The following is a 13,477-nucleotide window of genomic DNA, read 5'->3' as shown; positions in this document are numbered from 1 at the left end:
GGCGTTTGGACGAAGTCGGTCGCTGCCATTTCCTTACGAAAGCCGCCGCCCCGGGGCAATGACTGTGACGAGAGGCATCTCACGTCGGTACTACGATTGTTAAGCCAAAGACATAGTCAACCACATCTCGAATATCTGAATCTATCGGAAGACGAAACTGAATCCCGGGAATTATGGAGCCCAGGTCTTTCTGGATTTCAAAACCCACGTGATGCGACGTTCGCTCTGCAAAACTCCCGTCTTCCGTGACGATGGCTCGCCCTGTAAGGCCGAGTCCTCCCTGAATAGCCTTCCCGTAGTAAAAGAAATGAACAGAGTAGTCCGCGTATAACTCTCCTCGCGCCTCCGAGCCAGTCTGACCAGTCGTGATGGCCAGGAGCGGGCTGATCCGCGTGAACATTACCCAGTCGCCGGATCGTGAGGGAAAGTAGATGAGGGAAGTCTTGAACGACAGAAGGTCAGGCTGATAGCCTTCGAACCGATCGTAGTCACCGAACAGCCCAGCGATCTGTCCAGGGTTGTCGGAGGCGACGGGCAGTCGCACACCGAACTCGTACACGACGGGGTCGCGCTTGGAAAAGAGCGTCACACCTAGATAGGGATTACCGAGCGCTGTCTCTGCATCCGAGCCATCGAAGCCTGTGTGTGAAAAAGGAAGGCTCGCCGTCAGAAACACTCGTCCCGTAGGTCCGACTCCGAAGTGGTACGACGCCGAATAAGCGGCCGTCAGGAATGATGTGCCTCCATCAGCGAACCGTGGCTTAACTACCTCGACAACGGCGTTATCGAAGTTGCGAGGCGAGACATGTACGCTCTGCGCCATGGCCGACGGTACAAGCATACTCGCAACTGCCCCGACAATCAGCAGGTTGCGGATCTTCCGCGGTAAAGAGCAGCCTTTCGATGCCATGCTTCTAGTTTCCATCGGGAGCACCGTGGGAGTCCACGAAATTGTTGAGCGCATCGAAGTAGCCTGCCGCGCGTTCGACGGCGTCCGGCGGATTCAGGTGATAGACCCAGTATTCCTCTATGTCTCCACGGTTTACAAACAACTGCATCGTGCCCTGCGATTTGTGTTCGGCGATGAGCCAGTTAACCGGGATCTTGTAATTGAGCCGGTCATTGCCTGCCAGCGGCTGCGTCTTGTCGAACCGAAACGACGACGTCGCGCTAATCGTTTCAGACTCCGGATATCCGTCCAACCCGTCGAACGTCAATACCGTCTCATCGCCGACATCTGATATCCATGCCCCCATCACGACGGGGCGCTTACCGTCGACGAGTTGCTGCGACGCCCGGAGGGCGAGTATGGCTGCCGCTTTGTGATGGCCGTGCGTGTCCGAACGGGGGAGGGACGTGAGAACGAAGTCGTAGCGATTGGACCTCAGAATCTCTGTCAGCCGATTCAGGACGAAGTCAGCATTCCAGACCGTCGCGAGGATGCTGTCGGGGTCCGTGGTCTTGCCCGTGTCGGGCTGATCCAGGAAATAGTATTGACGAAAGCCAATGATGCGCCCTCCTGCCATCAGTTCCTGTTTTCGAATGGCGGGCAGATACTGGCGCGCGACATCCGGATTCGTAAGCTCTACCCCGTAGATGCGCTCGGCCAGATTCGAGTAGCGATAGCCACCTGCGCCGTCCGTCACGAGAGCGAGATCGACGCGGCCCCCGAGCTCTTGAGCGACCCGGTAGAGGGAGCCGGCAAACATGGCCTCATCGTCCGGGTGTGCGGTCACGACGAGTACCGCCGTATCTTGCAATGGCTGGGCACGAAGCTTCGGCGCGCCAGGGCAGCTCAGGACAGCCGCAAGCGCTGCTAGGAGGACAAATCGATGCATAGAACAGAAATCTCATCTTAATCGGGTCGGGAACCGGTCGAGACTACAGGGAAACGTCACGGACTGCCGGTCGTAACCTGAAAAGTAAGCCTTTGCGCGGTCGTGCGCGAGGAAACCAGTTCCTCACCCGCCGGTTGGTATTTTCTTGCGATGGATCACGCAGAATCAAATCTACCGGGCGCATCACGTCGCGCCGTCGATCAGGCCGCGAGGATCTTTGCATCAGACATGCGGACGATGCGAGAGAGGCGAGGAATCCCTCTGTCGCGAATCCACGAAGAGACGAGGATTTCCGCCGACGTACTGAAGGAATTCGAATCAACAGCACTCGTCGGTAATCAGCTATTCAATCGCGTCTATTTGCGTTCGCTTGTCATTTCGTACGCGCGGATCGTTGGTACCGAGGAGCGCCGCGCGCTCGAAGCTCTTGAAGCCGCTCTGGCAGGGAAGTACGAGGGAGGACTCAATGATGAGACGGGAGACTCGAGCAGGGAACCGCTCAACTTGAGCGAGGGCGACCAACTAGAAGCACCAGATGACGGGAACGACGAAGGGTCGGACCCGACCGCCATGGTCGCTGAGGAACGCACCTTCGATCAACCTCCGCCAATTGGCGACATGGAGGGACCGGAAGACGATTCCGCACATTCGTCGCAGCGCGTCGCAAACCGGTTTGAGTTTCTTTCCTCCGCCTTTCCATCGAAGGGTGAGCCCCGACGCAATCCGAATCGTGTTCATAGAGAGATCTCAACGGCTGTGCACGACTTCAAGCCACCGGAAGATCTGAAGGGGATGCTCGTGCGTCCAAACCGTTTTCGGGCGATTGCGCTCACTTCGCTCGTCGTTATCGTCAGCGTATCAGCCATTGTCGCGGCGATAAGACTTTCCGAGAGACCGTCGGATAAGGTCAGCCCGATGGCTACCGATGCAGTTGAATCTTCGGCCACGACGCCGGTCTTACCCCTTCCTCCGTCTCCAATCTCGCTCCCGCCGCCTTTCGTAGTAGGTGATTCAATCGCGGTTACAATCGTTGCAACGGCAGGCCCGCTGGATCCAGTCAGGATCCAACTGGACCGCGATCTCCGGCGGCCGTACTGGGTAGATGAAGGGGATTCGATGACATTCAGCATGCGGCAGAGAATCGTTTTCGAGGACCTCCTCGATCGGGCCACAATCAAACTTGAGGGCGTCCCGTATCCCGCGCAGAAGTACCGTGACCGCGAGCGACTCGAGTTGACGCGTGACTCCGTTCACGCTTTTGTCGAGTCTCTGCAGAGTCGCTAGATTGCGGCTGTAGGCTACCTCGTGCTATTCCGGCTGCCGTCCGGGCACTCCCAGATGAGTCTTCTCCAGACCACAAGAGATCTTCAGAAAGCACTGCAAGTGTCCCCTGCCGAAAGCCTCGATTCGGACGTGGCGGCTACTCTCGCACCCAGGCTCAGGGAGGTCCTGAACGCCCACGGACACCAGTATTACGTGCTAGACGATCCAATCATTGCGGACGCGGAATACGACGTCCTGATCAGTTATCTCCGCGTCATCGAGACTCGGTTCCCGGGACTCGCAACGACAGACTCTCCGACGCTCCGCGTAGGTGCTGCGCCGATCGAGCGCTTCGAGAAATTCCGACATGCGGAGCCGCTGCTGTCGCTTGGAAATGCGTTTACGCTCGACGATGTTCGGCAGTGGTATGACAGATGTCAGAGGAGTCTTTCCGAAACATACGGCGACGTGCAGCCCGCCGTGACGGCAGAACTGAAGATCGACGGCCTTGCCCTTGCACTGACTTATGTTGATGGTCTTCTGACCGTTGGAGCAACGCGTGGGGATGGTGTGGTCGGCGAGGCCATTACTGAAAACGTGCGGACAATTCCGTCGGTACCTCTCCGAATACCGGTCTCGACTGATGAATCGCCACCGGCGCGGCTCGAGGTCAGGGGAGAGGCATATATCAGGAAGAGTGACTTCGAGCAGCTCAACGAGCGACTGGCGTCTGCCAATCAGAAGGTGTTTTCAAATCCACGTAATTCGGCGGCCGGAAGTTTGAGACAGCTCGACCCGGCCGCGGCGGCTTCCCGCCCACTCAGCTTTCTGGCCTACAGTGTGGGGCCGTCGTCGGAGCGCATTGCGGAGACCCAACACGAGCGACTCAAGTGGCTCCGAACGATGGGGTTTGCGGTGAGCGCCCATGCTGAGGTCTTCGATGATCTAGAGGGTGTTCTCGGGTACTGTACAGCGTGGACGGAACGGCGCGAAGAACTCAACCACGAAATTGATGGAGTCGTGCTCAAGATCGATCGCATCGATTACCAGGAGTCGTTGGGAAGCGTCTCGAATGCTCCACGTTGGGCTGTGGCATTCAAGTTCCCCGCCCGCGAGTCTACGACAACGTTGCTCGACATAATCGTCAACGTCGGTCGTACGGGAATGATCAAGCCGGAGGCGGTACTCGAGCCCGTCGAGATCGGCGGTGTGACCGTGTCGCAGGCCACTCTGCATAATGAGGACTACGTTGTAAGTCGGGACATCAGAATCGGCGATACGGTGCTTGTGAAACGCGCCGGAGACGTCATACCGCAGGTCGTCGGACCGGTGACCGGAGCGCGGGCGGGTCTTGAGACCTTATGGAAGATGCCCAGATCGTGTCCGGCCTGCTCCACCGAGCTCGTCCGTCTTCCCGACGAGGCTGACTACTACTGCGTATCGTCAGAGTGCCCCGCTCAGTTCATTCGCCTCCTGGAGCATTTCGCATCACGCGGAGCGATGGACATCGAAGGCATGGGCAGCAAGCTTGCCGCAACTCTGGCTCAGACAGGACTGGTGCAGCACCTGTCGGACATTTATAGATTGGAGGCTGCCCAACTTCTGATGCTGGATGGATTTGCCCGGAAGAAGGCGGAGCGACTCCTTGCCGGTATTCACGCATCGAAGCGAAACGGTCTCGCACGTCTCCTGTTTGCACTGGGCATCCGGCACGTAGGGAAGACGACGGCGGAGACTCTGGTCCCGCATTTCGCGACAATTGACGATCTCTCGCGGGCGACCATCGAAGACCTATGTGCGATTGATGGAATCGGCGACGTGATTGCTGAAAGCGTAGTCGACTGGTTTCGCGTCGATACTAATCAGACGCTCATCGGTGACCTCAAGGAGCTCGGAGTCAATACCGCCAGACTAGACGAAGAGAAAACCGCTTCGGCCGGAAGGTGGTCCGGTCTCACGTTTGTCCTTACGGGCACCTTGGATACCATGACCAGGGAAGAGGCCAAGACCCTGATAGTACGAGGCGGAGGGAAGGTCAGTGGAAGTGTCTCGCGGAACACCAACTACCTGGTTGCAGGACGAGAACCGGGGTCTAAGGTCGATCGTGCGATCAAATTGGACGTGCCGGTCCTGAAGGAGCCCGAATGGTTGCGGATGCTAAACGAACACGTAGCAGCAGCCGATCCTGAGGATCATTGACAGGGCTGACGCATTTCGATCATTCAGTTTCGCCGAATGCCCGGGTAGCTGAGTCCGTTCGATCACGATCATCGCCAAAATGGGACTATTAGATACATTTCGCTTCGGTAGAAAGAAGGCTCGCCCGGTCGGACAGCGCCTCGAAAAGGGATTTGACGCGACCCGATTTGAGCAACGCGATCTGATTCTCAAGATCGGCATCTTCTTCATTCTGGTGCTCCTTACAGTTGCCGCGTTTCCCAGAGACGATGTTTTCGAGTATTCGGTCAACGTCGGAGACACATGGAACAAGGAGACGTTGGTCGCCGATTTTGATTTCTCAATTCGCAAGGCCGCGGCCACTTACGAGGCAGAGCTGGAGCAGGTAAAGAGAGAGACGCCGCCGTTTTTTCAGAGTGACCCCGAAGCAAACGCTCGCATGACGGCCCACCGGGATACGGTGGTGGCGCAACTCAGCCGCATATTCCCGGCCTACGAGGGGTTCAAGTTCAATCAGTTGAGAGGCCGGACAGAACAAGCTCGTCTCGATTCAATACGCTATTACGTGCTCCGGCGTAACGCGAGGCTCAAGCTCACCCCTGATCAGTGGTCTATGCTGGCCGACTCATATGCAGAACGTGTTCCGGGGTTGTCAACGACGACACGAGTTACTCCTCAGGGACCACGCCTTGACGAAACGATAGTCCGCCTGGCCTGGGAATTGGGTGGACAACTTCTCACGTTCGGGGTTCTTGATATCCCGCTGGATAGCGTGTTCACTGACGTCATTCGCGTTCGGGACGATCGGTCTGAAACCGAACTGGAGAAGACGGAGGTGTACGGCCTGAATGAGGCCTACCTGGCGGCCAGAGAGGAGTTTGCCAGACGATTCCGGGATGACCCTCGTCGAGCAATGCTGGCGGAGGGTTTCTTTCGCGCAATCTTCCAGCCGTCACTCAGCTATTTGCGAGAACGCACCGCACGCGAATGGCAGGAAGAACAGAGAAAGATCTCGCCGACGGAGGGCCTCGTAGAGTCCGGAACAATCCTTGTCAGCAAGGGCGACATCGTTACATCCGACACCAAGCAGATCCTGACTTCGCTGGAGGAGGCGCGAGATCAGCGGTGGGGCAAACGAATTCGCTGGCGTGTCTTGCTCGGTCAGTTCCTCGTCACGTTCGTCATCTACCTCTTTTTCTTCCTCTATCTGTACTTGCTCCGACGAACGGTCTTCGATGACAATACGATGGTCGTATTGATGGCCGTTCTGTTTGCCGCAACTGTAGGTCTCTTCGCGTTCGCTCTCCGTGTCCCATATCTGCAGATGTACGTCGTTCCGGTGTCCATTGTGGCCGTATTGCTAACGGTGATGTTTGACTCGCGGGTGGGGCTGTTTGGCACCATTACGATCTCCATGATAGGTGCGGTACTGTTGCAGTACGATTTCGAATTCTTCTTCGCGACCGTATTTGCCGGGACGATGGGCGTCCACAGCGTCCGCGATATCAAGAATCGAGCTCAGTTCTTCTTGAGCGCGGGGGTGGTCTTTCTCTCGTACACCGTCGTGTTGGGAGCCACGTACCTTTTGCAGGCAACGGCCACTACGCATCTGCTGGCCGACCTTGTCCAGGTGGCCATTTCATCCTTCTTCCTCGTGATGGCATATCCGCTGTTGTGGGTGTTCGAAAGAAGTTTCGGACTATCGACGGATCTGACGTTCCTCGAACTGTCGGATACGAACCGGCCACTACTGAAGGACCTGAGTCTCAAGGCACCGGGGACATTTAATCACTCCTTGCAGGTGGCCAACCTCGCCGAAGCCGCCGCGGCCGCGGTGGGTGCGAATGCGCTGATGACGAGAGTCGGTGCGTTGTACCACGATATCGGTAAGATGCAGAAGCCGGAGTATTTCGTTGAGAACCAGCGTCCGGGCGAGAACCCGCATGATCAGCTGAAGCCACGAATGAGCGCTCTGATCATAGCAAGTCACGTGAAAGAAGGCATTGAAATGGCTCGAAATGCCGGATTACCACAGCAGGTAATAAGTTTTATCCCAACGCATCACGGCACTTCTTTAATCTCTTACTTTTACCAGCGAGCCATAGAGCGAAAGGCAGGCTCGGAGTCAGACGTTCAGGAGTCCGAATTCAGATATCCAGGCCCGAAGCCGGTCTCGAAAGAGACAGGAATTCTGATGCTTGCGGATTCCGTTGAGGCAGCTAGCCGTTCGCTGACGAGTCCGACTCACAAGCGATTGGAGTCACTGATTGAGTCTCTCTTCAAATCGAGGGTCGAGGACGGTCAGCTCGAGAACACCGACCTGACATTTCTTGACCTGAATGTCATCAAGGAAACGTTTCTGTCAATATTGCTCGGGATGTACCACATCCGCGTTAAGTACCCTGGGCAGGACCGCCTCGAGGAGCCTGCCGATGACGAGGAGGATTCGAAGACGCCTCCCAAGTTGAAAGACGCCTCCGATGCAGTCACATCAGAGCTAGACGAGGTGGAGGCCCCCAGCCTGGAAGAGAGCAAGCCCGATCTGTTCCGCCAAACCGCCGAAGGGTTGTCCCCAAGAAGACCTCCGTCGGGCGCGGACGACGCACCGGACGGCCAACAAACCGGGTAGTCAGCGGGTTGCTCACGGCCGGGTTACGGTAGTGCGTCTGCGGCGCTTTTCAGCGAATCTGCATCAGGGATCACTGCCACTTGAACGGATGTGATTTTGTGCTGCGTGATGCGGTTGATCCGCCTTGACGTGGCCGCGGTAAATCCGAGAAGATCAACTCCCTGGAAGAACTCTGAGAGATCCGTGTCTTCTGCGGCTACAGCGGTTGCAACGATCTGCCCGCCAAACCCGGAATCACGCTTTATTCGATCACTCAGATATCTAATGCTTTCGGCATCACGCGTCAAGAGACCAAGTGTCTCACTTGGAAGGAGCCTCGAAAAGCGATCGAGAGCTTCTGGACCGAGATGCGTTGAAATCCCGATGACGTCGGCGTGCGGCAGCCGGACGCGTACTCCCGCGACGTTCCGGAATTCCGCGAGCACGTAGTCTGCGTCCGATCTATCCGACAGTTCCGCGAGGCTTCGCCCATCGACGTTACGTTGAAGAAATCGAGAGAGTGCCTCGGCACAGGTTTCGGCAATCTCGGGTGATGAAGATACGAAAATGATTTCTCTGGAAGTCGAGCTGGTCTCCAGGAGTCCGAGTTGCTCGTCGACGAGGTACTCAATCTCCGCATCGGTCAGTCCGAGTCCGACGAGCTGCTGAAGCGATTCGGCCAGGATCTCCGCACCGCGCTCGATTCGATCGGAAGGACTTAGCGGCGCCGGGTTCTCAATTCGGTAGCCGCTACCGACCGTAGCACGCAACAACCCCTGCGCCTCCAACTGCTGGTAGGCCTTCCGGACGGTGTGAAACGAAATCCCGAGGGTATCTGCAAGAGCGCGCGTCGACGGAAGGTTCTTGCGCGGATCAAAATGACCCTTCGCGATCAGATAGCGCAGCTGTTTGACTAACTGTTCGAAAATCGGCGAAGAACTGCGTGGATCGATTGAGATCATGGGGAAATCTACAACGCGATCGTCACGCTGTCATCTGTGTCTCGGGCTGTTCTCGGGCAAGAGCCTCTATCGCGAGTGGCCGCCGGTATCCTCGTAGTACGCTTTTGCGGCCGTGAGGGACTTGAGGAGCTCGGCCATGTCGTCCCAGTGCTCGGTTTCCAGTGTATACGTTGCATGACCGACCGTAACCTGGGCGCCACGTGCAACGGCGCGCGCATCGAACACACGCTGAATATGCGGCTTCGATCGGCTGTGAACTGCCTCCATCACCGTCAATGCCGCTGCGCCGTTCCTGGTCACGACGAATTCAACGATAACGGACCGGATTCTGAACCAGGTCCAAATTCCCGCCAGCGCAAGGGCCAGCGGGAAGGACCAGAGTACGTAGGGGAGCGGGTCTTGCTGCTGCAACACCAGAACAAGACCAACCAGCATCGCCGGTACCATCGTGGCCGCGATCGGACGCACGAGGAAATGACCAAACGCCACCGGTGCCGCAACGTCTCCAGGATGAAGATCGCTGCGGAATCGCAAGTGACTTTCAGGTAGGTTGGTCAAGTGGTCGTGAGCAGGAAATCCCGTCAAATGGCGAAGGCCCTCGGAACAGGCAGTTCCGTCACCTTGCGCAATCCGGGGTTCGCACTCATCGCCATTGGAATGGCGTTGATGACAGCTGCGACGGTAGCCGAGTCACCGAATATCCCGCCGTCAACCAGAACGTTCATCGACGGCGAGCCGTGCACAATGACGCGGTCAGATGAGTTCTTCTCCGATACGGCCATCTTGAGGTCAAGATGGATTACCGGGACGTTTTCAACATAGGCGGTCACCTCCTGATGAATCCCTGCAACGCGACCAGCCTCGACTTGCACGATTCCGGTGTCAATCGCGCTGTCGGCGAAGACAGGGTCCAGCGTTTCGGTGACACGATCGGGGTGCCAATCGAGGGCGTCGGCGACGAGCAGCATGGACTCGCGCAGTCCGATATGACCGAACCTTCCCGTTGCCTTCTTCTCATTGAACTCACCTTCGGTGAGTCCGGCTCCAATCTTCCTCTGTAACGGACCTCTGCGCTTTCCTGCATTCACTACCCTGGCGACCTCGACCCGTTCGACGTCGAGGCAGACTCCTGTTGCGGCGACGGCGAGGACATCCATGGCGTAGCCGGGGTTTACTCCGGTTCCGATGATCACTCGATTGTGCTTCTTGCATGCGGCATCGAGTCGACTACAGATTTCAGGAGCGCGATCAAACGGATACGAGAGTTCCTCAGTGGACGAAACGACGTGAGCGCCGGCCTCTATGCAGGCGATCAGCTGGTCTTCGATCAAGTCCATGAAAGACTGCGTCGTATGCATAACGACGTCAGGTTTGGTCTCCGCGAGTACCGCGTGGATGTCGTCAGAGACAACGATGCCAACGTCGCTGACGCCAAGCAATTCACCCAGATCCCGGCCCGCCTTCTTCGGATCCACATCGACGGCGCCGACCAGTTCAAGTTTACCGGTTGACTGTTTCTTGAGAGCGGCGCGGGCGACCTCGAGTCCGATGGGGCCGACGCCATATTGGATGACGCGAATAGGTTTCTTCATGAAGGTGCTTCTCTATTGCTCTGTCAGAACTGGATGTCTGACGCTTTATGGTTGCTGATGAAACGGATAACCGAAGTGGCGCGGGGCTTCGAACGTCTCCTTGATAGATCGCGCCGAAGTCCACCTGATTAGATTCAGGTAGGAGCCCGCCTTGTCGTTCGTTCCGGATGCGCGCGCACCACCAAAGGGCTGCTGGCCGACGACTGCGCCCGTCGGCTTGTCGTTGATGTAGAAATTGCCCGCCGCATCGACGAGGCGTGTCGTCATGTCGGCGGCAATACTGCGATCATTCGAGAAAATGGCTCCCGTCAGTGCGTACGGAGATGTCTCATCCACGAGCGTCATCGTCTCGTCGAACTGACTGTCTTCATAGACAAAGACGGTGACAACGGGACCGAAGATCTCCTCGCACATCGTTCGATATTTCGGATCAGTCGTAACGAGCACCGTGGGTTCTATGAAGTAGCCCTCGGCATCGGAGAACGACCCTCCAAAAAGCACCTCGACATCCGGAGACTGCTTGGCCTCTACGATGTACTCGGTGATGCTCTGATATGCGGCCTTGTCGATCACTGCATTGACGAAGTTCGAAAAGTCCTCGACGTCGCCCATCTTGATCTCTCCGAGCTGGTCAAGGAGGGAGGACCGAATTGCCGGCCACAGGGACCTGGGTACGTACACGCGAGAGGGTGCAGAACACTTCTGGCCCTGGTACTCAAAGCCGCCGCGCACTATTGCGGTCGCCACCTGATCGGCATCTGCAGAGGCGTGCACCATGATGAAGTCCTTGCCTCCGGTTTCGCCAACGATTCTCGGGTAGGATCGGTAGTTGGCAATGTTCGTACCGATGGTCTTCCACATGAACTGGAATGTGGACGTAGACCCGGTGAAGTGCAATCCGCTGAAATGCGGGGACGCGAACACGGGATTGCCGACATTGGCGCCTCTGCCGGGCACCATATTGATTACGCCCGGTGGAAGCCCCGCGGCCTCGAGTAGTTTGTAGGTGAAGTACGCGGAGTAGAGTGCAGACGACGCGGGCTTCCAGACGACGATGTTGCCCATGAGCGCCGGCGCCGAAGGCAGGTTACCGGCGATGGAGGAAAAGTTGAACGGTGTGACTGCGAAGACAAATCCCTCGAGCGCGCGATACTGAAGCCGGTTCCAGACGCCGGGCGACGAGATCGGTTGATCTTCGTAAATCTGCTGCATGAAGTGTGCGTTGAACCGAAAGAAATCGATCAACTCACAGGCCGCGTCAATCTCCGCCTGATAGCAGTTCTTGCTTTGCCCCAACATGGTAGCGGCATTCATTTTGTCGCGCCAGGAACCCGCCAGAAGATCTGCGGCCCGAAGAAAAATTGCGGCTCGTTCGGTCCATGGTGTGGCGGCCCACTCCGCGCGAGCCTTAAGCGCCGCATCAATGGCCTGCTCCACCTCGGGCGATCCGGCCATATGGGCTGTGCCCAGGGTGAGATCATGCCGATGGGGTGCAGTGACCGTCTTGACGTCCTTGGTGAACACCTCTTTGCCGCCAATAATCACCGGGATCTCGAGCTGATCTGCCTGTATCGACTTCAGCTGCGACTTGAGCGAATCGCGCTCCGCAGAACCCGGCGCGAACGACAGCACCGGCTCGTTGACTGGATGCGGGACGACAGGAATAGAATTGTTCATCGTGTTGGCGAGTTTTTGTAGCGCTACGGCATGAAGTCGAACAGGAAGCAGCCACCTTGAAGGTGTGTTGGGCGGACAACTGAAACCTGCACGACGCGCGGCCGGCGCAGCAGCGCCCCGGGTCGTGCCGAGAGTCCTAACAGTCCTACCAACCTCTGATCGTTCAACTTACCCCCGCGATTCGTTGATGGAAACGACGGGGCGGTGAAAGATCCTTCAATTCGAACGCCTGGCGCTATTCTCGCCCAAGTCGCACTCCCGAATCCACATGCACGAGCCAGGCCTGAAGCCACGAATAAAACCACCGGGTGGGCCTTATTGGTACCGATTTGCGGCCGATAGAAAGAGAGGGCCTCGTACGGGCAGTGCCTCATAGTCGCTGGTTCGACCGGCGCGAGCCAAAAGGTGCCCCGGACCGCCTTGAAATCATCAGAATCCACACTGGACCACCGTAAGATCTATCGCCATGAGTCTAGAGAATCCAGAACCGAACGCAAATCAGACCCTCCCCGAGGAAGTCAAGGACAACAGTAGCGCGAAGTTGGCCGGCGCCAAGGAAGCGCTGAAGCAAAAACTGTTGCGAGCCGTCATGCAGCAGGCTATGGCGGAGATCGGCGAGCCCGATTCGATCGCCGAAAAAGCCATGAAGGTGTTCGGATCACAGGTCCGACACGTTCCAGCGGCCTCCGGGCGACTCCGCGAACTGCTGGTCACGGAGATTACACGATCCGCGATCGACTCGATATCAAATAGTGATGAGACGGCCAACGAAATCGCGGAGACGATTTCTGTCGAGCATGCGAGTGTTCGATCAGTGATCGACGCGCTGCGCGACCGGTTGACAAAATCGGTTGAGGATGCCGCACTCGATTCGATTGCTGACGCTCACGGAACAGCCGAGGAAATCTCCCGGCACGTTTCTCTGGACAAGGCGGAAATCCAGTCCGTGCTCGAGGCGCTCAGGGACCGCCTGACGACGTCGATTCGCGAAGAAGGACTGAGGTCCTTTGACGACGCAGAGGAGGCAGCCCGATCCGTCCACGGAACGATTCCGGCCGACCACGAATGGCTGACAGCGGTCCGTCAACGTGTGTACGAACAGCTCGTCAGCGAATCCAGTCAGACGGCGCTGGCACGACTAGAAGACACCCACGAGATTGCATCGCAAATCCGCTCCAATCTAGGAGATTCTCCGGAACCAGTTGACAGGATCGGTGGCGAAGTACAATCGATCCTGACCGAGCAAGCCAATCAGCGCTCGTTGCACTCACTGTCCAATACGCAGGAAGTGGCGTCGCATATCGTGTCTGGTCTCGGCGACGACCCGGATGTGGTCTCCGGCGCGGTGGAAGAGGTGAA

10 protein-coding genes are annotated in these 13,477 nt (G+C 57.3%); 4 read left to right on the top strand and 6 right to left on the bottom strand.

Features of this window, described 5'->3' with window-relative positions:
- Positions 1–79: 79 nt before the first annotated feature.
- The gene (locus tag HKN37_00965) at positions 80–910 is read right to left on the bottom strand and encodes a hypothetical protein (protein ID NNE45210.1); all 831 of its coding nucleotides are present in this window, start codon (positions 908–910) and stop codon (positions 80–82) included.
- A gap of 4 nt (positions 911–914) precedes the next feature.
- Complete coding sequence (locus HKN37_00960) at positions 915–1,838, bottom strand: PIG-L family deacetylase (GenBank protein ID NNE45209.1); 924 nt, start codon at positions 1,836–1,838, stop codon at positions 915–917.
- 237 nt (positions 1,839–2,075) lie between these two features.
- Between HKN37_00960 and HKN37_00955 the strand changes: the two genes are divergently transcribed.
- The 3 genes from HKN37_00955 (at position 2,076) to HKN37_00945 (ending at position 7,908) form a co-directional block, all read left to right on the top strand.
- Positions 2,076–3,122, top strand: coding sequence for a hypothetical protein (locus tag HKN37_00955; GenBank protein ID NNE45208.1), 1,047 nt, complete (start codon positions 2,076–2,078; stop codon positions 3,120–3,122).
- Positions 3,123–3,176: 54 nt separating this feature from the next.
- Positions 3,177–5,300 carry an NAD-dependent DNA ligase LigA gene (gene ligA / locus HKN37_00950; protein ID NNE45207.1) on the top strand — a complete coding sequence of 708 codons (2,124 nt, stop codon included), beginning with the start codon at positions 3,177–3,179 and terminating at the stop codon, positions 5,298–5,300.
- Positions 5,301–5,379: 79 nt separating this feature from the next.
- Complete coding sequence (locus tag HKN37_00945; protein NNE45206.1) at positions 5,380–7,908, top strand: HDIG domain-containing protein; 2,529 nt, start codon at positions 5,380–5,382, stop codon at positions 7,906–7,908.
- Positions 7,909–7,931: 23 nt separating this feature from the next.
- On the opposite strand, the gene HKN37_00940 is transcribed toward HKN37_00945, so the two are convergent.
- From HKN37_00940 to pruA, 4 genes are all read right to left on the bottom strand, one after another.
- Entirely contained in the window at positions 7,932–8,849 is a 918-nt protein-coding gene (locus HKN37_00940) for a GntR family transcriptional regulator (protein ID NNE45205.1), read from the bottom strand.
- A 66-nt stretch (positions 8,850–8,915) separates the two neighbouring features.
- Positions 8,916–9,383: a hypothetical protein gene (locus HKN37_00935; protein ID NNE45204.1), complete on the bottom strand. Its 468-nt coding sequence runs from the start codon at positions 9,381–9,383 to the stop codon at positions 8,916–8,918.
- A 47-nt stretch (positions 9,384–9,430) separates the two neighbouring features.
- Positions 9,431–10,441, bottom strand: coding sequence for a dihydrodipicolinate reductase (locus HKN37_00930; protein NNE45203.1), 1,011 nt, complete (start codon positions 10,439–10,441; stop codon positions 9,431–9,433).
- A gap of 45 nt (positions 10,442–10,486) precedes the next feature.
- Entirely contained in the window at positions 10,487–12,118 is a 1,632-nt protein-coding gene (gene pruA, locus HKN37_00925; protein ID NNE45202.1) for an L-glutamate gamma-semialdehyde dehydrogenase, read from the bottom strand.
- A 466-nt stretch (positions 12,119–12,584) separates the two neighbouring features.
- On the opposite strand from pruA, the gene HKN37_00920 reads away from it, so the two are divergent.
- On the top strand, positions 12,585–13,477 hold an 893-nt coding region (locus tag HKN37_00920), incomplete at its 3' end, for a hypothetical protein (GenBank protein NNE45201.1).

This window comes from Rhodothermales bacterium, from assembly GCA_013002345.1.
GTDB lineage: Bacteria > Bacteroidota > Rhodothermia > Rhodothermales > JABDKH01 > JABDKH01.
The sequence above is the reverse complement of the archived record's forward strand: the minus strand, read 5'-3'. Positions and strand labels throughout refer to the sequence as shown.

Coding starts and splice junctions, on each gene's coding strand:
- HKN37_00960 (NNE45209.1), bottom strand. CDS start 1,838: ATGCATCGATTTGTCCTCCTAGCAGCGCTTGCGGCTGTCCTGAGCTGC.
- HKN37_00945 (NNE45206.1), top strand. CDS start 5,380: ATGGGACTATTAGATACATTTCGCTTCGGTAGAAAGAAGGCTCGCCCG.
- HKN37_00955 (NNE45208.1), top strand. CDS start 2,076: ATGCGAGAGAGGCGAGGAATCCCTCTGTCGCGAATCCACGAAGAGACG.
- HKN37_00965 (NNE45210.1), bottom strand. CDS start 910: ATGGCATCGAAAGGCTGCTCTTTACCGCGGAAGATCCGCAACCTGCTG.
- ligA (NNE45207.1), top strand. CDS start 3,177: ATGAGTCTTCTCCAGACCACAAGAGATCTTCAGAAAGCACTGCAAGTG.
- HKN37_00940 (NNE45205.1), bottom strand. CDS start 8,849: ATGATCTCAATCGATCCACGCAGTTCTTCGCCGATTTTCGAACAGTTA.
- HKN37_00930 (NNE45203.1), bottom strand. CDS start 10,441: ATGAAGAAACCTATTCGCGTCATCCAATATGGCGTCGGCCCCATCGGA.
- pruA (NNE45202.1), bottom strand. CDS start 12,118: ATGAACAATTCTATTCCTGTCGTCCCGCATCCAGTCAACGAGCCGGTG.